The sequence below is a fragment of the Microvirga antarctica genome, from assembly GCF_017921815.1.
GTDB classification, from domain to species: Bacteria; Pseudomonadota; Alphaproteobacteria; order Rhizobiales; family Beijerinckiaceae; genus Microvirga; species Microvirga antarctica.
Map to the genome: position 1 here is coordinate 709,248 of NZ_JAGEMM010000001.1, position 18,400 is coordinate 727,647.

The 18,400-nt window shown below is 65.3% G+C and carries 21 protein-coding genes, 1 tRNA gene and 1 other annotated feature; of the genes, 7 read left to right on the forward strand and 15 right to left on the reverse strand.

Features of this window, described 5'->3' with window-relative positions; all coding sequences use genetic code 11:
- Positions 1 to 11: 11 nt before the first annotated feature.
- The 3 genes from thrS to J4G32_RS03545 form a co-directional block, all read right to left on the reverse strand.
- A complete protein-coding gene (gene thrS, locus J4G32_RS03535; RefSeq protein WP_210484521.1) occupies positions 12 to 2,024 on the reverse strand; it encodes a threonine--tRNA ligase in 2,013 nt (670 codons plus the stop codon).
- Between the two features lie 76 nt (positions 2,025 to 2,100).
- The gene (gene yidD / locus J4G32_RS03540; protein ID WP_210484523.1) at positions 2,101 to 2,430 is read right to left on the reverse strand and encodes a membrane protein insertion efficiency factor YidD; all 330 of its coding nucleotides are present in this window, start codon (positions 2,428 to 2,430) and stop codon (positions 2,101 to 2,103) included.
- Positions 2,430 to 2,873 carry an iron-sulfur cluster assembly scaffold protein gene (locus J4G32_RS03545; RefSeq protein WP_210484525.1) on the reverse strand — a complete coding sequence of 148 codons (444 nt, stop codon included), beginning with the start codon at positions 2,871 to 2,873 and terminating at the stop codon, positions 2,430 to 2,432. Before J4G32_RS03545 ends, yidD begins: the two co-directional genes overlap by 1 nt.
- Positions 2,874 to 3,018: 145 nt before the next feature.
- Between J4G32_RS03545 and hisI the strand changes: the two genes are divergently transcribed.
- On the forward strand, positions 3,019 to 3,429 hold the full coding sequence (gene hisI, locus J4G32_RS03550; RefSeq protein ID WP_210484527.1) for a phosphoribosyl-AMP cyclohydrolase: 411 nt from the start codon (positions 3,019 to 3,021) through the stop codon (positions 3,427 to 3,429).
- Between the two features lie 94 nt (positions 3,430 to 3,523).
- Positions 3,524 to 4,528: a patatin-like phospholipase family protein gene (locus J4G32_RS03555; RefSeq protein ID WP_210484529.1), complete on the forward strand. Its 1,005-nt coding sequence runs from the start codon at positions 3,524 to 3,526 to the stop codon at positions 4,526 to 4,528.
- Here the strand turns inward: J4G32_RS03555 and J4G32_RS03560 are convergent, their stop codons facing one another.
- Together J4G32_RS03560 and J4G32_RS03565 are read right to left on the reverse strand one after the other, a co-directional pair.
- On the reverse strand, positions 4,529 to 4,960 hold the full coding sequence (locus J4G32_RS03560) for a CBS domain-containing protein (RefSeq protein WP_210484531.1): 432 nt from the start codon (positions 4,958 to 4,960) through the stop codon (positions 4,529 to 4,531).
- Positions 4,961 to 5,048: 88 nt separating this feature from the next.
- Positions 5,049 to 5,864 carry a rhomboid family intramembrane serine protease gene (locus J4G32_RS03565; protein WP_210484533.1) on the reverse strand — a complete coding sequence of 272 codons (816 nt, stop codon included), beginning with the start codon at positions 5,862 to 5,864 and terminating at the stop codon, positions 5,049 to 5,051.
- 318 nt (positions 5,865 to 6,182) lie between these two features.
- On the opposite strand from J4G32_RS03565, the gene J4G32_RS03570 reads away from it, so the two are divergent.
- Entirely contained in the window at positions 6,183 to 6,878 is a 696-nt protein-coding gene (locus J4G32_RS03570; protein WP_210484534.1) for a transglutaminase-like cysteine peptidase, read from the forward strand.
- Between the two features lie 40 nt (positions 6,879 to 6,918).
- Here J4G32_RS03570 and J4G32_RS03575 read toward each other — a convergent pair whose 3' ends face one another.
- The 5 genes from J4G32_RS03575 to J4G32_RS03595 form a co-directional block, all read right to left on the reverse strand.
- On the reverse strand, positions 6,919 to 7,449 hold the full coding sequence (locus J4G32_RS03575) for a gamma carbonic anhydrase family protein (RefSeq protein ID WP_210484536.1): 531 nt from the start codon (positions 7,447 to 7,449) through the stop codon (positions 6,919 to 6,921).
- A gap of 35 nt (positions 7,450 to 7,484) precedes the next feature.
- Positions 7,485 to 7,688, reverse strand: coding sequence for a DUF3126 family protein (locus J4G32_RS03580; protein WP_246504849.1), 204 nt, complete (start codon positions 7,686 to 7,688; stop codon positions 7,485 to 7,487).
- Positions 7,689 to 7,797: 109 nt separating this feature from the next.
- Positions 7,798 to 8,628: a serine O-acetyltransferase gene (gene cysE / locus J4G32_RS03585; RefSeq protein WP_210484540.1), complete on the reverse strand. Its 831-nt coding sequence runs from the start codon at positions 8,626 to 8,628 to the stop codon at positions 7,798 to 7,800.
- Positions 8,629 to 8,736: 108 nt separating this feature from the next.
- Positions 8,737 to 9,285 carry a class I SAM-dependent methyltransferase gene (locus J4G32_RS03590; RefSeq protein ID WP_210484542.1) on the reverse strand — a complete coding sequence of 183 codons (549 nt, stop codon included), beginning with the start codon at positions 9,283 to 9,285 and terminating at the stop codon, positions 8,737 to 8,739.
- A 176-nt stretch (positions 9,286 to 9,461) separates the two neighbouring features.
- Positions 9,462 to 10,226, reverse strand: coding sequence for an alpha/beta fold hydrolase (locus tag J4G32_RS03595; RefSeq protein WP_210484544.1), 765 nt, complete (start codon positions 10,224 to 10,226; stop codon positions 9,462 to 9,464).
- A 203-nt stretch (positions 10,227 to 10,429) separates the two neighbouring features.
- Between J4G32_RS03595 and J4G32_RS03600 the strand changes: the two genes are divergently transcribed.
- The 3 genes from J4G32_RS03600 to J4G32_RS03610 all read left to right on the forward strand — a co-directional run bounded on the left by J4G32_RS03600 (position 10,430) and on the right by J4G32_RS03610 (position 12,365).
- Positions 10,430 to 10,690, forward strand: a complete 261-nt coding sequence (locus tag J4G32_RS03600; protein ID WP_210484546.1) for a zinc-finger domain-containing protein — start codon at positions 10,430 to 10,432, stop codon at positions 10,688 to 10,690.
- Position 10,691: 1 nt separating this feature from the next.
- The gene (locus tag J4G32_RS03605) at positions 10,692 to 11,885 is read left to right on the forward strand and encodes an FAD-dependent oxidoreductase (RefSeq protein WP_210484548.1); all 1,194 of its coding nucleotides are present in this window, start codon (positions 10,692 to 10,694) and stop codon (positions 11,883 to 11,885) included.
- Between the two features lie 395 nt (positions 11,886 to 12,280).
- A tRNA-Leu gene (locus J4G32_RS03610) sits at positions 12,281 to 12,365 on the forward strand.
- Positions 12,366 to 12,505: 140 nt separating this feature from the next.
- Here the strand turns inward: J4G32_RS03610 and J4G32_RS03615 are convergent.
- The 5 genes from J4G32_RS03615 to J4G32_RS03635 all read right to left on the reverse strand — a co-directional run bounded on the left by J4G32_RS03615 (position 12,506) and on the right by J4G32_RS03635 (position 17,370).
- On the reverse strand, positions 12,506 to 13,792 hold the full coding sequence (locus tag J4G32_RS03615; RefSeq protein WP_210484550.1) for a porin: 1,287 nt from the start codon (positions 13,790 to 13,792) through the stop codon (positions 12,506 to 12,508).
- Between the two features lie 251 nt (positions 13,793 to 14,043).
- On the reverse strand, positions 14,044 to 14,337 hold the full coding sequence (locus tag J4G32_RS03620; protein ID WP_210484551.1) for a hypothetical protein: 294 nt from the start codon (positions 14,335 to 14,337) through the stop codon (positions 14,044 to 14,046).
- Positions 14,338 to 14,451: 114 nt separating this feature from the next.
- Complete coding sequence (locus J4G32_RS03625) at positions 14,452 to 16,008, reverse strand: AMP-binding protein (RefSeq protein ID WP_210484553.1); 1,557 nt, start codon at positions 16,006 to 16,008, stop codon at positions 14,452 to 14,454.
- Positions 16,009 to 16,078: 70 nt separating this feature from the next.
- On the reverse strand, positions 16,079 to 16,585 hold the full coding sequence (gene gpt, locus J4G32_RS03630; protein WP_210484554.1) for a xanthine phosphoribosyltransferase: 507 nt from the start codon (positions 16,583 to 16,585) through the stop codon (positions 16,079 to 16,081).
- 38 nt (positions 16,586 to 16,623) lie between these two features.
- On the reverse strand, positions 16,624 to 17,370 hold the full coding sequence (locus tag J4G32_RS03635; protein WP_210484556.1) for a competence/damage-inducible protein A: 747 nt from the start codon (positions 17,368 to 17,370) through the stop codon (positions 16,624 to 16,626).
- Positions 17,371 to 17,534: 164 nt separating this feature from the next.
- Here J4G32_RS03635 and sfsA point away from each other — a divergent pair, with 164 nt between their 5' ends.
- Positions 17,535 to 18,275: a DNA/RNA nuclease SfsA gene (gene sfsA, locus J4G32_RS03640; protein WP_210484558.1), complete on the forward strand. Its 741-nt coding sequence runs from the start codon at positions 17,535 to 17,537 to the stop codon at positions 18,273 to 18,275.
- 53 nt (positions 18,276 to 18,328) lie between these two features.
- Positions 18,329 to 18,384: a sequence feature (sul1 is cis-regulatory element that is thought to sense ions involved in sulfur or methionine metabolism; They are found in Alphaproteobacteria), on the forward strand.
- Positions 18,385 to 18,400 lie beyond the last annotated feature (16 nt).

Here is an 18,400-nt window from a genome sequence, read left to right on the forward strand (position 1 = left end):
TTGGTGTGGCCTCAGACGAGCGTTCCGGCCACCACGTGGTGGCCGTCGAGGGTGAGATCCTGCTCGGGCTCGGCGACCTCCGCGGCCATCCGTTTGAGATCCGGCGTCACCGCCTCGTCGACCAGCGTCCTGATGGCCTCGTCGAGGGTCATCGTGGTCTGGTTCGGGCTGCCGAGGCGGCGGATCGAGACGGTCCTCTCGGCCGCTTCCTTCTTGCCCACCACGAGAAGCACCGGCACCTTGGCGAGCGAATGTTCGCGCACCTTGTAGGTGATCTTCTCGTTGCGCAGATCCGCGTTGACCCGCAGGCCGGCCTTGTCGAGGGCCTTCACGACCTCGTTCGCATAAGAATCGCCTTCCGCCGTGATCGTGGCCACCACCGCCTGGACGGGCGCCAGCCAGAGCGGGAAATGCCCGGCGAAATGCTCGATCAGGATGCCGGCGAAGCGCTCCATCGAGCCACAGATCGCCCGGTGGACCATGACGGGGGTTTTCTTCTGGCCGTCATTGTCGACGAAGAACGCGCCAAAGCGCTCCGGCAGGTTGAAATCGACCTGGGTCGTTCCGCATTGCCAGTCGCGCCCGATGGCGTCGCGCAGGACGTATTCGAATTTCGGGCCGTAGAAGGCGCCCTCGCCGGGATTGATCGCCGTCTTGATCCGTCCGCCGGACTGATCCTCGATCTGCTGCAACACACGGGTCATCACCGCCTCGGCGTGATCCCACAGATCGTCGCTGCCGACGCGCTTGTCGGGGCGTGTGGAGAGTTTCACCACGATATTGTCGAAGCCGAAATCCGCATAGGTCGACAGGATCAGATCGTTGATCTTGAGGCATTCCTCGGCCAGTTGATCCTCGGTGCAGAACACATGCGCATCGTCCTGCGTAAAGGCGCGCACGCGCATCAGGCCGTGCAGCGCGCCTGAGGGCTCGTAGCGGGAGACGGCGCCGAATTCGGCCATGCGCAGCGGCAAATCGCGGTAGGATTTCAGCCCGTGCTTGAAGATCTGCACGTGCCCCGGGCAGTTCATTGGCTTGATGGCGAAGACGCGGTCATCCTCCGTCTTCGTGACGAACATGTTCTCCCGGTACCAGCCCCAATGGCCCGAGGTCTCCCACAGGGCCTTGTCGAGGATCTGGGGAGCGTTGACCTCCTGGTAATCGCCCTTGAGACGGCGGCGCATGTAGGAGATCAGCGCCTGGAACAGGGTCCAGCCCTTGGGGTGCCAGAACACGACGCCCGGCCCTTCCTCCTGGAAATGGAACAGGTCCATCTCACGGCCGAGGCGACGATGGTCGCGCTTTTCGGCTTCCTCCAGCTGCAGCAGATAGGCGTCGAGATCCTCCTGCGAGGCGAAGGCCGTGCCGTAGATGCGGGTCAGCATCGGGTTGTTGGAATCCCCGCGCCAATAGGCGCCGGCGACCTTCAACAGCTTGAAGGCGCTGCCGATCTTGCCGGTCGAGGTCATGTGGGGGCCGCGACAGAGATCGAACCACTCGCCCTGCGCGTAGATGTTGAGGTTCTGGCCCTCGGGGATCGCGTCGATCAGTTCCAGCTTGTAGGCCTCGCCCTTGTCGGCAAACACCTGCTTGGCCTTCTCGCGGGTCCACACGTCCTTGGTGAAGGGGCGATCCTTGGCGATGACCTCGCGCATCTTGGCTTCGATGGCGACGAAATCCTCGGGACTGAACGGCTCGGGCCGGGCGAAATCGTAGTAGAACCCGTTCTCGATCACGGGGCCGATAGTGACCTGCGTTCCCGGGAACAGCGCCTGGACCGCCTCGGCCAGCACGTGAGCGGCGTCGTGGCGGATGAGTTCGAGCGCGCGCGGATCGTCCCGGGTCAGGAACTCGATTTTCGCGTCCCGATGGATCGGATCGGCGAGGTCGACGACGGTGCCGTCGAGCGCCATCGCCACCGTGCGCTTGGCCAGCGACTTGGCGATGCCTTCGGCGATGGCGCGGCCGGTAATGCCGGGAGCAAATTCGCGGGCGGCGCCGTCGGGGAATGTGAGGGTAATCATGGCAACGGGTCTCCTTGCTCACTCCTGCCAACAAAGCAGGTAAGCGGGCCGACGGATCGATGATGAGAAAGCGAAATCAGCCGCCGTCAGGTTCGACTGCTTCGCAGATGATCGCGGGGGCATTGACGCCACGCCAGCGACCATAGGCCCACGGCTTATACCAGGCTGCCGTTTCGGGCAATGTTTCACTCACCAGATCGAGGCCTGACGTCCCGAACGGCCCGCACCGGCAGATCCGGGCCGCCCCCATCCAGCCGCCGGCCCAGAAGCCGTGCCGCTGGATCGCTTCGTCCGTGTAGTCCGAGCAGGTCGGAAGGTGCCGGCACTGGCGGCCGATGAGCCCCGACAAGGTCAGCTGGTAGCCGCGGATGGCGAGGTGCGCGATGCTCTGGCCAGGATGTGGCATCAGTTGCCCGCGCGATCCCGCCGGGCGATCTGATCGAGGCAATCGACCACCGCGTCGAAGGTGAGGAGAATGGAGGCATGGCGGGCCTTGTAGTCCCGCAGGGGCTCCAGCGCCGCGAGATCGGCCCACCTCCCCTCCGGCGCCTGTCCGTCCTCCTTGAGGATCCGCCGAGCCGTTTCCCGAATGGCGCGCAACTCGTCGGCGGTCGAGTCGAGGACGTGCCGCCCCATAATGGCCGACGAGGCCTGGCCGAGGGCGCAGGCCTTCACCTCATGGGCAAAGCCGGTCACCCGGTCTCCCTCGAGGCGCAGATCCACCGTCACCACCGAGCCGCAGAGGCGGGAGCGTGCGGTGGCGCTGGCATCGGCATCCGGGAGCCGGCCGATATGCGGGATGGCGGCGGCAAGTTCCAGAATTCGGCGGTTATAGATGTCGTTCAGCATGACAGACTCTGGCAGGCATGCGCCTGGGGATCGATCCGCCCCATATAAGCATGAGGGGCGGCCGACGCGAGCCGCCTTGACGCCATGGTCGGGGCGGGTGTTCAAGATCCCGTCGCCGCGCCCGGCGTCATCCAAGAGGTGCCCCATGCCTGAGTCCCGGCTTTTCCCGAATCCTGGCAGCAAGACGGATCTGGAAGAAGGCGAGGCGCTGACGCCCCGCTTCGGCGCCGATGGATTGGTGACCTGCGTCACCACCGATGCCGAGACCGGCGACGTGCTGATGGTCGCCCACATGAACGCCGAGGCCCTGGGCCGGACCATCGCAACCGGCGAGGGCTGGTATTGGTCCCGCTCGCGGGCGGAGCTCTGGCACAAGGGCGCGACGAGCGGGCAGATCCAGACGGTGGTCGAGATGCGTGTCGATTGCGATCAGGACGCGGTCTGGCTCAAGGTCCGGGTCGCAGGCGACGGCGGCTGCTGCCATACCGGCCGGCACTCCTGTTTTTATCGCCGGATCGAAACGATTGGCGGCGAGCCCCGTCTGTCTCACCGGTAGAAACAAAGTTGCGTTACCCCGTGTTTTCCCGCACCCCTATTCATGCGATTTTCATCGATCTTTGCGATGCTGGTCGCAGTGATGGAGGCCGGTCATGTTCTGGGACGGCGTCGCCCGGCGAAATGCCGGGTCCGGAGAGGGCGGAGAGCCGATGATCGTGAATGCAGTCCCTGAACGTGAGCAGCGCTCCAGGCTCAAGATTGGCCTTGCCCTCGGCGGCGGTGCAGCCCGCGGCTGGTCGCATATCGGCGTCATCCGGGCGCTTCATGAGGCGGGAATCGTCCCCGACGTGATCGCCGGCTGCTCCATCGGGGCCGTTGTGGGCGGCTGCTATGCTGCCGGAAAGCTCGACGAACTCGAAACCTTCGCCCGCTCGCTCACCAAGCGCCGGGTCATGGGTCTGCTCGATTTTCACATCGGCGCTGGCCTGATCTCCGGCGGGCGTCTGCAACGCCTTCTCGAACACGATCTCGAGGATCGGATGATCGAGTCGCTGCCAATGAAATTCTGCACGATCTCGACGGAGCTGATGTCCGGCCACGAAATCTGGCTGACCCGGGGACCGCTTGTTCGGGCAATCCGGGCCTCCTACGCCCTCCCCGGCGTGTTCGATCCGGTGATGGTCGACGGGCGGTGGCTGATGGACGGAGCGCTCGTCAACCCGATTCCCATCACGGCAGCCCGGGCGCTCGAGGCCGACCTCGTGATCTGCGTCAATCTCAACGGGGAAATCCGCATCCGCGGCACCGTCATCCAGAATTTCGAGGCGAAGGCGACCGACGAAATCGACATCGAGGACGCCCTGTCCGAGCCGCGCCGCTGGGGGATCTTCTCGCCCGGCCGCCCGGCACGGCGCCCGCAGGCGGATGCACCCGGTCTCGCCACGGTGATGGTCGATGCCTTCAACATCATGCAGGACCGGATTGCCCGCTCACGGCTGGCCGGCGACCCGCCGGACATCATGATCTCGCCCAAGCTCGCCAAGATGGGATTGTTCGAGTTCCACCGCGCCGAGGAATCGATCGCGCTCGGTCGCTTCGCCGCAGAACGCGCGGTCCCGGAAATCCTCGACCTGATCCGCGACTCGCAACTGGTCTGATCAGGCCGTGGCGATGTAGTCGCGGATAGACTGCGCCTCCGCTTCGATCTCGGCGAGGCGGTGTTTGACCACGTCGCCAATCGAGATGATGCCGATCAGCCTGCCCTCTTCCACCACCGGGACGTGACGGAAGCGGCCGTTCGTCATGGCTTCCATGACGTCATTGACGGAGCTTGCGCTGGTGCAGGTGACGACCTTGGCGGTCATGAAGCTCGACAGCGGCATATGGAGCGCGTCGGCTCCGTGGGTGGAGACGGCCCGGACGATATCGCGCTCGGAAATGATTCCGGAGACAGGGTGTTCCCCGTCGCGGACGAGCACGGCGCCGATCCGGCGCTCGGCGAGCATCCTGACCGCCTCGTCCAGCAACCGATCCGGAGCGATGGTCACGACCTCATGGCCCTTCGATGACAGAATGCGATTGACGGACATGCGCGCCTCCCTGTTGGCCGACGCCGTCACCAGCGCGGAAAACGCTTGTGGCGTCGGCTCGGGATGATCGAGCCAATTGGCCGCATTTTCAAGCCGACATGCGATCCCGGCGGGTGGGAAGAGGATCCAGGATGGGAAAAAGCACCAATCCGACCAGAAACCCGCCGATATGGGCTTCCCATGCGATGCTGGCATCGGTCGCCCCGAAGGGCTGGACAAAGGCGAACACCGCATTGGCCGCAAACCACACGCCGAGGAACATGAGGACCTGGCGGTTGCGGACGATGCCCGCAAGGCTTTCCCGGTGGCGCTCATGGACCTCGCTGACGCGGCCTTCCGGCAGCCAGTGCCGCGGCGCGAACATGAACCAGGACGCCGCCGCCATCATGCCCGACACCGCCGCCGACGCCCCGATCATCGGCAGCACCTGCAGGGAATTCACGGACGCGTAGAGCAACGCGCCCCCGATCGCCGACGCTCCGGCAAGGACCAGGAGGCGGGCACCGCCGCAGCGGCGAGCAATCGGCGTGCCGAAGGCTGCCAGCCACACCGAGTTGATGAGGACGTGGGCCCACGAGCCATGCAGCAGCGCATAGGTCAGCGCCGTCCACGGTCGGCCCTCCCCGTCCGCGAGAACATACTGGGCCAGCACCGCGAGCGATTCGAACGATTGGGCTGGCGCCACCTCTTTCAGGGCGGCTAGAACCTCGTCCAGCGACCCTCCGCCGTAGGTGACGGTCCAGCGGGCGGGGATGACCGCCCAGTCGATGATGAGCTTGAAATCGGTCTCATCGGACAGCAGCATCCGGACCGCATGAATGCCCACCAGCACCGCCACGGAGAGCGCGATGACGGTCGGCAGGTTGAAGATCGGTTCGGGACGGCGAGGAGAATCAGGGGGCATGGTACTGCTTCTTGAGACAATGCCCGCGGCGTCGCAAGACCGGAGACACGGGTGGCGAAAAGAGATCCGCGCGATGACCCAGCGTCCCGCCATCGCCGCGCGAATCGAACGGAGTGATTGTCATGCTTGCCCCCGCATGTCAGGCTCGCATGGTTCGCCGGCAAAGCCGAGTGGCCCGCGGGAAAGCTGGAAATATTTCGTTAACCTTAATGGAACCGTTCCCGGCCGCGACGCGTTAACCCACCCTTTACTTTCTCCTTGAGCCGTTAAAACAGCCGTGTCAGTTTGGTTAAAAGAAGATTAACCAGACGGTGGGGCATGCGGCAGCAAAATCTCAGAAGCGTCACAACCCGGGGCGAACGCGCCAGGATCGGCCTGAAGGCCGCCTTCCTTGCCGTTTCCCTGTTTGGCCTTGGTCTTGCCGCCCAATCGCAGAGCGCCTCGGCCCAGGTGGTTGCTTCCCTGCCGTCTGCGACGCAGCCCATCGGCGATATCGGCGCCGCCAAGCCGATTCAGGGCTGGGTCAAGTTCTGCGAAACCTTCCCGGGCGAATGTGCGGTCAATCTGGCCGAACCCACGGTCATCGAGCTCACCCCTGCGGTCTGGAAGACGCTGACCACCGTCAACATGCGCGTGAACACCAACATCAAGCCGGTGACCGATCTCGAGCATTGGGGCGTCGTCGACCATTGGGGCTTCCCCAATGACGGCGAGGGCGATTGCGAGGATTACCAGTTGCTGAAGCGCCGCATGCTCGCCGATGCGGGATTGCCCCGCCGGGCGATGCGGATGACCGTCGTCATCGACGAATTGGGCGAGGGTCACGCGGTGCTGATGATCCGCACCAGTCAGGGCGACTACGTCCTCGACAACAAGACCTCGTCGATCCTGCCGTGGGAGAAGACCGGCTACGTCTTCGTCAAGCGCGAGAGCCAGATGGCCGAAGCCTGGGTGTCGCTCGGAGGCATCACCTCGCCCACAATCAGCACACCGACCACGACGGCCAATCGCTAAGCGGCGGGGATCACCCCGCAGCCGGACGTCTTTCCCGGGCTCAGTCGATGCGTTTCATGCCTTGGGCGAAGCGCTTCCAGTTGGCGACATAGCGCCGCGCGGAGGTCCGCAATCCCTCGATCGCGTCCGCGTCGAGAACCCGGATCGCCTTGGCCGGCACGCCGACGATCAGCGAATTGTCGGGAAATTCCTTCCCGTCCGTCACCAGCGCGCCCGCCCCGACAAGGCAGTTCGCGCCGATTCTCGCCCGGTTGAGGATGGTCGCGCCCATGCCCACCAGGGAATTGTCGCCGATCGTGCAGCCGTGCAAAATGGCGCTGTGGCCGATTGTGCAGCCCTCGCCGACGGTGAGCGGCGCGCCGGGATCGGTGTGGAGGACGCAGCCCTCCTGGATGTTGGAGCCGGCCCCGATGGCGATCAACTCATTGTCGCCCCGCAAAGCCGCGCCGAACCAGATTCCCACATCCTCGCCGAGCCGGATCTTGCCCACCACATGCGCGTCCGGCGCAATCCAGAAACGGCCCTCGGGCGGGAGCTCAGGAATGCTGTCGTCGAGCGAATAGACCGGCATCTGGACCTCTCAGCTGGCACGCAAAGGACGCACGATCAGGCATCGTCCTCGAGGTCGGTGTCGAGAATGGCCATCGTGAAGTTGAACGAGCGATCACCGTCCTCGTCATCGACGAACAGGACGCCCAGAAATTCCTCGCCCACATAGACCTCGGCCGAGTCGGTTTTCTTCGGACGGCCGACAACGCGGATCGAGCCGTTTGCGAAAGTCTGGCGCAGGTAGCGCTCAACCTTGGCCATCTCCGTTTTTTCCACGATGAATCCTTTCAGTGAATGTCTGGAGGGCTGCACTTGCCACGCCGTGCCCGAGCGGGCAACCCGCCAGCAAACCTTTCGACGCGCTGCCGGGTCAGATCCCTTCCATCAGGAAGTGGTTCATCGACCGCGCAGGTTCGGGACAGCCCGCGCTGCCGATCACCTTGGCGGGAACGCCCGCGACCGTCGCGTTGGCCGGGACCGGATGCAGCACGACCGATCCGGCGGCAACCCGCGCGCAATGGCCGACCTCGATATTGCCGAGAATCTTCGCCCCCGCGCCGATCAGCACGCCGTGGCGGATTTTCGGGTGCCTGTCGCCACGTTCCTTGCCGGTGCCGCCGAGCGTCACGTTCTGCAGCATCGACACGTTGTCCTCGACCACGGCGGTGGAGCCCACAACCAGGCCGGTGGCGTGATCGAGGAAAATGCCGCGGCCGACGCGGGCCGCCGGATGAATGTCGGTCTGGAAAACTTCCGACGAGCGGCTCTGCAGATAAAGCGCAAAATCCTGCCGCTTTCGGTTCCACAGCCAATGCGCGAGGCGGTGGGTCTGGATCGCGTGGAAGCCCTTGAAGTAGAGAAGCGGCTCGAGAAGCCGCGTGGTGGCTGGATCGCGATCGATCACCGCCCCGATATCGGCGCGAAACGATTCGCCGATGCTCGCATCGTCCGCGAACGCCTCATGAAAGGTCTGTTCGATGATGTCGGCGCCGAGTGCCGGGTGCGCCAGGCGCGAGGCCACCCGATGGGCGACAGCATTCTCCAGGCTCGTCTGGTGGAGGATGGCGCCAAGCACCAAGGGGGCCAGGGCGGGCTCCTGCACGACCACGATCTCGGCTTCCTGGCGCAAGCGATTCCAGACCGGATCGAGGCTGTGAACGGTGGGGTCCGGGGTGACCGGCTTGAGGCGCGTCTGCGTCATGGATCAGATCTCCCTGTCACGCCAGGAACGGACGAATGAGGATAGATAGGGTCTGATGAGCCTCTACCCTAGATCAGATTTCTTCACGAGCCCGGTTTTTTCGCAACGTCATCCTGACGGAGTGACGTGAACTTCGGCGAGGCGAGCGGCGGAGCCGCTGGTGATGTCATCATTGCGCCGGTAGACGAAATACCGCCCCTTGGCCACGCCGGTCTGAGCCCCGATATCGGTTGACCCGTTCATGGCGAAGGCGCGATCGCCCAGCAGCAGCCCGCCGGGCTGCAGAAGCGCTTCCAGCAACGGCGAGAGTTCGAGGGCCAGAGCGCGGTTGCGATCCTCGTCGCCGGTGCCGATATCCACGTGAATCAGGGCGGCGGACCCGCGCCCGAATCGCTCGGTAAAGCGCGGCACGGTATCGAACACATCGCCGACCAGAAGAAAATCGTCCGGCGGCGTACTCGCCGGATGGGCCGCAGGGGAGCGCTCGAAGACGTAGATCTCGCGACCGGGAAGACGGTCGCGGAGATGGTCATAGGTTCGGCCGTTGCCGAGCCCGACTTCGAGCACCAGACCCTCCGGCGCGAGCTGAGCTGTCGCCCAGTCCAGCAAGTCCCGCTGGGCGGTGAGACGGCGGATAACACTGTCGAGACGCGTCATGCGATTCTCCTGCCGATACGTAAATGGCAGGTTTCCGCGTCAGATCAACAGGCTAGACGACGACTCCAACACATCCCCGGCTGGCCTTCATCCTGATTCTCAACATGAACGCGCCGGCGTAGAGGCCGGAAAACGATGACGATCGCGTGATCCCGCTTCGTTACCGCGAGGCTTCCTCAGGGACGCGCGGCGAGAAAGGCCAGCACGCCCTGCTTGTGAACCCGATCGCCCACGGCGAGATTATGATCCCGCCCCGGGATGTCGAGCGCCTGCGCGTTCGGCATCAAGCGAGCGAGATCGTGGGCGGAGCCTGCAATGGCATCTGTCGTGCCCACGGAAACCAGGGTGGGCAGCTTGATGGATGCCACATCCTCGCGGGTCAGGGTCTGCCGCGTGCCGCGGATGCAGGCCGCCAGGGCCTTGAGATCACTCCTGGTCTGTTCGGCGAAAGCCCGGAACATGCGCTGCATCGGGTCAGTGAGATCGTCGAGGGAGCGCGCCTCCATGGCGTCCGCGATTCCTGGTGGCAGGCCGACGCCTTCGACCAGGTGCACGCCAAGGCCGCCGAGCAGCAGGGAGCGCATCCGCTCCGGCGCGGCCAATGCCATGTGGGCGCTGATCCGTGCGCCCATGGAATACCCCATGACGTCGGCGCGGGGGATGTCGAGATGGTCGAGCAGGCGCTGCGCGTCACCGGCCATGAGGAACGAGTCGTAATCCTCTGGCCGATAAAGCTTTTCGCTCTGCCCGTGGCCGCGGTTGTCGAGTGCGATGACCCGATACCCGGCCTTGGTGAGGGTCTTCACCCATTGCGTGTTGACCCAGTTGACCGCGTGATTGGAGGCAAACCCGTGAATGAGAAGGATGGGGTCGGCATGACCCTCGTCGGGCATGACGTCGATGAAGGCGATGTTGACGCCGGCAGAATTGAAGAACCGCATGGAGGACCGATCGATCGGGAAGGAGGCGTAAGGCCAGAAAGGCTGGCATGGGGTAGCGACGATGCGGCATCCGGCGGAGGCTCGCAATCCCCGCGGTGCCGGTTTGCGCAACGGGCTCTCATCCTGTCTGCTTTGCCCCCTGTGCAATCCCTCCAACGGCCAGTATGGTGCGGCCAAATTCCGTGACCACGCGAGCAGAATCCATGGCTGACAAAGGCACTCCGTATTTCCACAACGAGCCCGGCGTGACGACCATCCACGTCGGCTCGAAGGAATTCATGTGCATCGGCGCGAAGCCGCCCTTCGATCATCCGCATATCTTCATCGATATGGGCGCGGCCGACGAGGTCATCTGTCCCTATTGCTCGACGCTGTACGCCTTTGACCCGGCGCTGAAATCGGGCCACGCCCGGCCGGAAGAATGCGTCTGGGACGTCGTGCCAGACGCGGAACCTGTTCCCTGACGTGAGCACCCTTTCGGTCGCCGTCGTCGGGGCCGGAATCGGCGGCCTGACCGCGGCTCTTGCCCTCGCGCGCCGGGGCCTGTCGGTGACCTTGATCGAGCGGCGCACCGGCTTTGCCGAAGTGGGGGCGGGCCTTCAGCTGTCCCCCAATGCCAGCCGCATCCTGATCGATCTCGGCCTCGGCAACGCCCTTCGGCGCGTGGTGAGCGCGCCCGACGGCGTAACCATAAGGGCCCTCGCCTCTGGCCGCACCATCGGCGCGGTCGCGCTCGGCGCCCATATGCGGCAGCGCTACGAGGCCCCCTATTGGGTCGTCCACCGGGCTGATCTCCAGCGTGTCCTGCTCGATGCCGTCCGCTCCCAACCGAGCGTCAGACTGGTCATGGGGCGCAGCGTCGAGGATGTGACGGACGGAGCCGACGGGGTGTTGCTGACGATGGTCACCGAAGGCGGCGCCCGCGAAACCCTGTCCGCCGACATGCTCATCGGCGCCGATGGGGTGTGGTCGAAGCTGCGCGCCCATTTGGGCGATTCCGCGCCGCCGACCTATCGGGGGGTGATCGCCTGGCGGGCAACCCTGCCGCGCAGCAGCGCGCCTGCTGAACTCGCCGGCAATCGCACGGGCCTCTGGCTGGGCGCGGGCGGGCATGTGGTGCATTACCCGATTGCCGGCGGGACCCTGGTCAATGTGGTGGCCATCGAAGCCAATCCCACCCCGGTGGAGGGCTGGGCCGCGCCCGGCGATCCAGCAGCATTGCTCCATCACTACCGGACTGGCGCCCCGCTCCTGCGCGCCCTGCTCCGACAGCCGTCCGAATGGCTCCGATGGTCGCTCTTCGACAAGCCGGTGGGCCGCATGGCGAGCGGGCGCGTGGCGCTCCTGGGCGACGCCGCCCATCCGGTGCTGCCCTTTCTCGCACAAGGGGCAGCGCTAGCAATCGAGGACGCGGATGCCCTTGCGCGCCTTCTGCCCACCGAAAGCAAAGCCGTCGGCGGAGCGCTACAGGCCTATGAGAGCACCCGGACAGGCCGGGTCCGCCGCGTCCAGGACGAGGCCCGGCGCAACGGCAAGATCTACCACGCCTCCACCCTCGTGGCCTTCGCCCGCAACCAGGTCATGCGCAGCCTCGGTCCCGAGCGCATGACGAACCGGTACGATTGGCTTTACGGGTTCAAGGGCGACGGGTCGGCCTGAGGAGGCCACGCCCGCACCGTTGTCGGGCGCAGGCTGCTCTAGAAAGGTCGAGCTCTGGTGCCTCCGTCCAGCCTCCGCGCCATTGGACGGTCAGGAGCGCCCATTCCCCGGGGCGGCAATCCGCACCCGCACCGGGTCTGACACGGTCCAGCCAAGATCCCCCCTGCCCTCCATGGGACCGAGGGTGGTCTAAGTGGGTCCGAGGGGTGGTCTAGAAATCCAGGGGTGCCTTCCGTGCGGTGCCCCGACGCGTCTATGCCAGGCGGGCCAACTCCCCACCACGGCAGACGGCCTTCACCACAGCCATGCCAATCCCGACAAGCAGGTTTTCGCCGCCCTCGCCCGCCCCCGACTTGCGCTCCACCCGCGCGACCGATAACCGTCATGCAGCGCTCGCGGACGTGGCGAAACTGGTAGACGCAAGGGACTTAAAATCCCTCGGGCATGCCCGTGCGGGTTCGACCCCCGCCGTCCGCACCACTGGCCCGGCTCTGATCGTGCCTGGCGCAAGGCCGTCCATCGTCGCAGACGCTGCACGGAAAGCTCACGTAACTCCCCTTCGCAAAACAAAAAAAGCCCCGGTGTTTCCACCGGGGCCGTTGTCGGGGCGAAGCTCTGATTTAGAAGTCGCGCTGCAGGCGCAGGCGGCCTTCCCAGGAATTGTCGGAGCCGAGCGACTGGCCGGTCGGGACGGTGACGCGGCCTTTCGGGTCGAGGCGGGCGTAGATGACTTCCGCGCCGATATCGAGGCCGGTGACCGGCGTCCAGATCAGGTTGGTGCCGACCCGCAGCTCGTTGAAGTCGAGAACGCCGAACTGCGAGGCGTTGGCCGCGTAGTCGAAGCGCGCATAGGAGCCGAACACCGACTGGCGAACGGTGGGCATCCAGTAGTGGCGAAGACCGCCGGCCACCGACCAGCCCTTGCCGGTCGAGATATTGCCGGTCGTCGGGTTGATGTAGCCGTCGACCAGGAGGCCTGCCAGCACGCCCGCGCTGAGCGAGTCGGTGGAGCCGCCGGTGATGTAGCTGAGCGCGCCGTCCGCATAGGCGACGTTGATCCAGGCGGCATCGCCCTCACCCAGCATGGGCAGGTTCACGCCGACGTTGCCCTGGATCGCAAAGCCGTAATCCGTATCCGGGATGTTGGCGAAGCCGAGGCCGTTGACGAACACATTGGCGGCGCGGACCTGATGCAGAGCGCCCGAAAGCTGCGCCGTGCCCCAGGTGCCGGTGTATTTCAGCGCGCCGACGACGTCGGGCATGCGCTGGCCGGCATAGACGAGGGTCTGCGGACCGGGAGTGTCGAGGAAGCCGTTCGAGCGACGCTCAAGGCCGTCTTCGATCGACACGGTGGCCTGGAAGCCATTCCCGAACGTGAAGGTGTAGGCCAGCACGTCCACGTCAGGCGCATCGGAGAAGCGCAGGGTGCCGAAATGCTCGGTGGGCAGATCGCCGTTGTCGAAGAACGTCGTCACGCGACCGGCGGTGAGGCCGCCGAACTGGATGAACGCCTGAGCGATATCCGGGCTCGTGCCCACGGTTCCGTTCGAACCGTTGAACGGGGTGCCCGAGCTGCGGGTGATCTCCATGCGGACCACGGCACGCAGGAGGCCGTAGGCGGTCGCAGTGCGGGCATCGAGCTGGATGCGGCCGCGGGCGCGGAAGCCGATGGAGTCGTTGGCGCGGTCGAGCGGCTCGCCATACAGGTAGTCGGCGCGGACGCGACCGCCGATTTTCAGGCAGGTCTCGGTGCCCGGGAGGTAGAAGAAGCCCTCGCCATAGGTCGAGCAGACGCGAACGTATTCGACGGCAGCGGCCTTCTTCGAGGGAAGGTCTGCGGCCTGGGCACCAGCTGCGGCCACGAGGCCTGCGGCGGTTCCAAGAAGGAGGCTCTTGACGAGCTTCATGTGGTCTCTCCGAATTCTCAGGAGCTAATGTCCCAATGTGCGATTGTTACATTATGGATATGGAGAGACGGAGCAATCCGCCCGGCCCGTGAATTTTGGGCAGAGGGCGCCGAATGTGCCTAGAAACCGGGCACGCAATCGCACTGCACGAGGTTTCTCGTCCAGTGTGTCAAATTTTCAACAGCAACTGCCGCTGCGGCATGTGGAGCCGGGGCGCGGTGCACACGCCGAACCGATTCGATCGGGGAGGATCAGTCGCCGAAGAAGTCCAGTTGTCCGCTGCGACAGCGATAGCCGACCGGGCATTGGGGCGTATCGCGGGTAGGCACCCAGACGGGCTCGAGGCTTTCGTCGCGCTGGCAGAAACTCTGGTCGCGCACATAGCGATCGTAGGTATAGGTCCCCGTCCCCAGGACGATGGCGCCGTTGCGGGCGACCAGTTGCTGGGCCTGGGCACAGGGCATGCCGGGCGTCATCGGCCGCTGCTGGGCCAGCACCGGCGTGGCGCAGGCGGCAAGCGTGAGGGCGAAGACGATGATTTTCATGATCCGTTTTCCCAAGTGGGCTCTCACACCGAGCCGCTCCCTGCCACATGAGGCAAAGGGCTGATCCGACAAGGTCCCACACGCGGTTTTGACCGGCTACGGGGCTGTGCGGTCTCAGAGCATGGTCTGCAACCGGCGCGCCATCTCGACTGCGGCGGCGTAATCGGTCTTGCCCGACCCGAGGACGGGAATGCTGGAAATGAGGATCGCCCGCGGCACCCACAGCTCCGGAAAGCCCTGCTCGCGCGCATGGGCCATGAGGCTGTCGCGGTCGGCATGGGGCATGTCGGTGATCAGCACCACCTGCTCCCCTTTGCGGGGATCCGGCAGGGCCACCACCACGTGGTTGAATTCCGGCCACAGGCTCTGGGCCACCGTCTCGATGGCGGCCAGCGAGATCATCTCGCCGCCGACTTTCGCGAACCGCTTGGCGCGCCCGAGGATTCGCACCATGCCGTCCTCGACGGACACGATGTCGCCCATGTCGTGCCAGCCCTCCTCGGGCGGCGCGATGCCACCGGGCGCCTCCGGGTCGAGATAGCCCTGCATCACATTCGGGCCGCGCACGCTCAGCCGTCCGCCCTCGTTCAGGCCCTCGACCGGCGACAGCCGCCATTCGATGCCGGGCAGGAACGGGCCGACCGAGCCCGGCTGATTGCGTTCCGGGAGGCTGCAGGCCACCACGGGAGCGCATTCGGTCGCGCCGTAGCCTTCGAGAATGATGGTGCCGTGCCGCAGCCAGAGCTTTCGCGTATCCTCCTTGACCCGCTCGGCGCCGGCAATCACGAAGCGGACCGTGGCGAGATCCTCGGCGTCGGCCGCCCGGGCATAGCCCTGGAGAAAAGTGTCGGTGGCAAGCAGCACGGTGGATTTGGTGCCGGCGATGAGTTTCGGAATCTGCCGGTAATGGAGCGGGCTGGGGTAGAGCACGACCTTGATGCCGTTCAGCATCGAGGTCAGCAGGCCGGCCGTCAGGCCGAAGGAATGGAAGATCGGCAGGGGATTGAAGAAGACGTCGCCGGGGCTCAGGACGTCCCCCGCATGGGCTTTGACCTGATAGGCATTGGCCACGAGATTCGCGTTGGAAAGCACCACGCCCTTGGGCTTGCCCTCCGAGCCGGAGGTGAAGAGCACGACGGCGGGATCATCGGGCTCGGTCCGGGCGCGCTTGTGGACCGCGCGAGCCATCCAGCTTTCGACCAGCCCGCGGACCTTGTCGAGGCTCGTGATCTCCTTGCGGATATCTTCGAGCCAGACGACACGGCGCCCGTCGGCGATGGCGGCCAGCACGTCATCGAGCTTGCCCTGTTCGACGAATCGCCGCGAGGTCACGATGGTCTCGATGCGGGCGACCTCGCAGGCGGCTTTCAGGTTGCGTGTTCCGGCCGTGAAGTTCAGGAGCGCCGGCACGCGACCGAAGGCATTGAGGCCAAACAGGACGATGGGCAGCGTCTGCACATTGGGAAGCAGCACGCCGACATTCTCGCGGGGTTTGGTCACGCCGGCGAGTTTCCGGCCCAGCACCAGCGCGCCCAGGATCAGGCGGCCATAGGTGATCGGCTGACGTTCGGGGTCCTCGAGCGCCTCCTTGTTGCGGCCGAAGGTGTCGCGGGCGTCGATCAGCGCGCCAAACAGGCTCTTGCGCGTTCGCGCCAGGTCGAATTCGGCCAAGGCTCTCTCCCCCGATGATGAGCGCCGGCTTTTTGCCCGACAGGAGTGTCGGGTCGCCGGTCGTCTCGTGTCAGCCTGCCGAGTTCTCGTTGATCGGGGCCTGATAGGCGAGGCCCATATCCCACGGGAAATAGATCCAGGTGTCCTGACTGACCTCGGTGACGAATGTGTCGATCACGGGGCGGCCGGCCGGTTTGGCGTAGACGGTGGCGAAATGCGCGTTGGGCAGCATGTCGCGCACCATCCGGGCCGTCTTGCCGGTATCGGTGAGGTCGTCGACGACCAGCACACCCTTGCCCGTGCCGTCGCCCAGCGCCTTGATGGAGGGCGCGATGTCCTTGAGCACGCGCAGCTCCCCCTGGCTCTTGTAGTCGTGATAGCTGGCGATGCAGACGCTCTCGATCAGACGGATGTCGAGCTCCCGGGACACAATGGCGGCGGGCACGAGGCCGCCCCGGGTGATGCAGACGATCGCCTCGAAGGGACCGGCGGCAGCCAGCCGCCAGGCAAGTGCGCGGGCGTCCCGGTGAAACTGGTCCCAGGAAACGGGGAAGGCTTTGGGTGAGGAAGGCGACATCAGCGGACTCATTGGCGTGGTGCGATGAAGGAAACAGTCTAGAGAGGCGCTCCATCGCTCTTCAAGCGACGGAGAAGATCGTGGACGGCCGCGACCGCGTCGGCAACAGCGCCCGGATCCTTGCCGCGCACGACGATCTGGTTGCGGAAGCCGGTCGCCGAAAAGGACGGGTAGGAGCCGATCGAGACGGTCGGGCGGGCCGCGGCGATCTCGCCGAGCCCTTGGGCATAGATCCCCTCGGGAATGCCCTCGGCCTCGATCGCCTCGGCGATCACCGGCGTGCCGGTGGATAGGCTCGGCGCGATGCTGTCGAGCATGGATTGCATGATGGCTGGCACGCCCGCCATCACAAACACATTGCCGATCCGGAAGCCGGGCGCCTTCGAGATGATGTTCTCGATCAGGTCGGCACCGGCCGGAATGCGGGCCATCCGAAGCCGCGCCTCGTTCAGGTCTTCCGGCTGATAGCGTTGCCGCATCATGGCGACCGCGCGCGGATCGACATCGATGGAGACGCCAAACGCTTTGGCGACGCAATCGGCCGTGATGTCGTCGTGGGTGGGCCCGATGCCGCCGGTCGTGAACAGGTAGGTGTAGCGTGCCCGAAGGGCATTGAGGGCCGCGACGATCTCGGCCTCGTCATCCGGAACGACCCGCACCTCGCGCAGCTCCACCCCCATGCCGGTCAGATACTCGGCGATGTAGCCGATATTCTTGTCCTTCGTCCGGCCCGAGAGAATCTCGTCGCCGATGATCAAGAGCGCAGCAGTTACGGAGGCGGCCATGCAAAGAGGCTCCTTTTGAGGGCGTTTAGCCTCATTATGGCGTCAATGCCAGCCTCATCGACAGGAAACGGAGGTCCGCGCCGTTCAGGGAGGGTAGCGTGGCTGACCGCTTGAAGGCCCTGCGCCCGGGCTGATACGAGACAGGCCGTGAGCGAAAGTCCCCGATGCGGTTTCCCCATCCTCTGATCGAAGGCCGGCTGATCCTGCGCTACAAGCGCTTCCTGGCCGACATCCTGCTGCCGGACGGATCGGTGGTGACGGCCCATTGTGCCAATCCCGGCGCGATGCTCGGGCTGAAGGAGCCGGGAAGCCGGGTTCTCCTGTCGCGCGCCGACAATCCCAAGCGCAAGCTCGCGTATAACTGGGAATTGGTGGAGGTCGCGGCCGGCGGTGGCTCGCTGCAATGGGTGGGCATCAACACCTCGAGCCCCAATCGCCTGGTGGCCGAAGCCCTGCGGGATGGCAAACTCGCGCCTTTCGTCGGCTACGACCGCATCCGGCCGGAGGTGAAATACGGCCGCAACAGCCGCATCGATTTCCTGCTGGAAAGAGACGGCGCCGCGCCTTGTTATCTCGAGGTCAAGAACTGCCACCTGATGCGCGAGCCGGGCTTCGCGGAATTTCCAGACTGCATCGCCGCGCGCAGCGCCAAGCATCTCTACGAACTGGTCGACATGGTCGAATCCGGCGCCCGAGCGGCGCTGGTTTATGTGATCCAGATGGAGGCCGATCGCTTCGACGTCGCCCGGGACATCGACCCCGCCTACGATCGAGCCTTTCGCCACGCGCTGGCAAAGGGCGTGGAATCCTACGCGTATGTGTGCCGGATGAGCCCGGAGGGGGTCGTGATCGAGCGCCCGGTGGAGATCCTCACGCCGCCTTCGTGCCATGCAGCCGAGGCATGAGACGGCGGGATCTTGCGTTACGGCTGGTCCTCAGGTTATGGAACTGTCACTCGACTGGACCCGGTGAAAATCCGGGTGGCTCTTCCGGCCGCCAATCCGCCGGACCACGCACACTGACTCGATGA

Bases quoted from the DNA above. Each gene is read 5' to 3' on its own strand.
- cysE (WP_210484540.1), bottom strand. From the start codon at position 8,628: ATGACGCAGACGCGCCTCAAGCCGGTCACCCCGGACCCCACCGTTCAC.
- J4G32_RS03570 (WP_210484534.1), top strand. From the start codon at position 6,183: ATGCGGCAGCAAAATCTCAGAAGCGTCACAACCCGGGGCGAACGCGCC.
- thrS (WP_210484521.1), bottom strand. From the start codon at position 2,024: ATGATTACCCTCACATTCCCCGACGGCGCCGCCCGCGAATTTGCTCCC.
- J4G32_RS03595 (WP_210484544.1), bottom strand. From the start codon at position 10,226: ATGCGGTTCTTCAATTCTGCCGGCGTCAACATCGCCTTCATCGACGTC.
- J4G32_RS03590 (WP_210484542.1), bottom strand. From the start codon at position 9,285: ATGACGCGTCTCGACAGTGTTATCCGCCGTCTCACCGCCCAGCGGGAC.
- J4G32_RS03635 (WP_210484556.1), bottom strand. From the start codon at position 17,370: ATGGCCGCCTCCGTAACTGCTGCGCTCTTGATCATCGGCGACGAGATT.
- hisI (WP_210484527.1), top strand. From the start codon at position 3,019: ATGCCTGAGTCCCGGCTTTTCCCGAATCCTGGCAGCAAGACGGATCTG.
- J4G32_RS03565 (WP_210484533.1), bottom strand. From the start codon at position 5,864: ATGCCCCCTGATTCTCCTCGCCGTCCCGAACCGATCTTCAACCTGCCG.
- J4G32_RS03560 (WP_210484531.1), bottom strand. From the start codon at position 4,960: ATGTCCGTCAATCGCATTCTGTCATCGAAGGGCCATGAGGTCGTGACC.
- J4G32_RS03545 (WP_210484525.1), bottom strand. From the start codon at position 2,873: ATGCTGAACGACATCTATAACCGCCGAATTCTGGAACTTGCCGCCGCC.
- sfsA (WP_210484558.1), top strand. From the start codon at position 17,535: ATGCGGTTTCCCCATCCTCTGATCGAAGGCCGGCTGATCCTGCGCTAC.
- J4G32_RS03615 (WP_210484550.1), bottom strand. From the start codon at position 13,792: ATGAAGCTCGTCAAGAGCCTCCTTCTTGGAACCGCCGCAGGCCTCGTG.
- J4G32_RS03600 (WP_210484546.1), top strand. From the start codon at position 10,430: ATGGCTGACAAAGGCACTCCGTATTTCCACAACGAGCCCGGCGTGACG.
- J4G32_RS03620 (WP_210484551.1), bottom strand. From the start codon at position 14,337: ATGAAAATCATCGTCTTCGCCCTCACGCTTGCCGCCTGCGCCACGCCG.
- J4G32_RS03580 (WP_246504849.1), bottom strand. From the start codon at position 7,688: ATGGCCAAGGTTGAGCGCTACCTGCGCCAGACTTTCGCAAACGGCTCG.
- yidD (WP_210484523.1), bottom strand. From the start codon at position 2,430: ATGCCACATCCTGGCCAGAGCATCGCGCACCTCGCCATCCGCGGCTAC.
- J4G32_RS03555 (WP_210484529.1), top strand. From the start codon at position 3,524: ATGTTCTGGGACGGCGTCGCCCGGCGAAATGCCGGGTCCGGAGAGGGC.
- gpt (WP_210484554.1), bottom strand. From the start codon at position 16,585: ATGTCGCCTTCCTCACCCAAAGCCTTCCCCGTTTCCTGGGACCAGTTT.
- J4G32_RS03575 (WP_210484536.1), bottom strand. From the start codon at position 7,449: ATGCCGGTCTATTCGCTCGACGACAGCATTCCTGAGCTCCCGCCCGAG.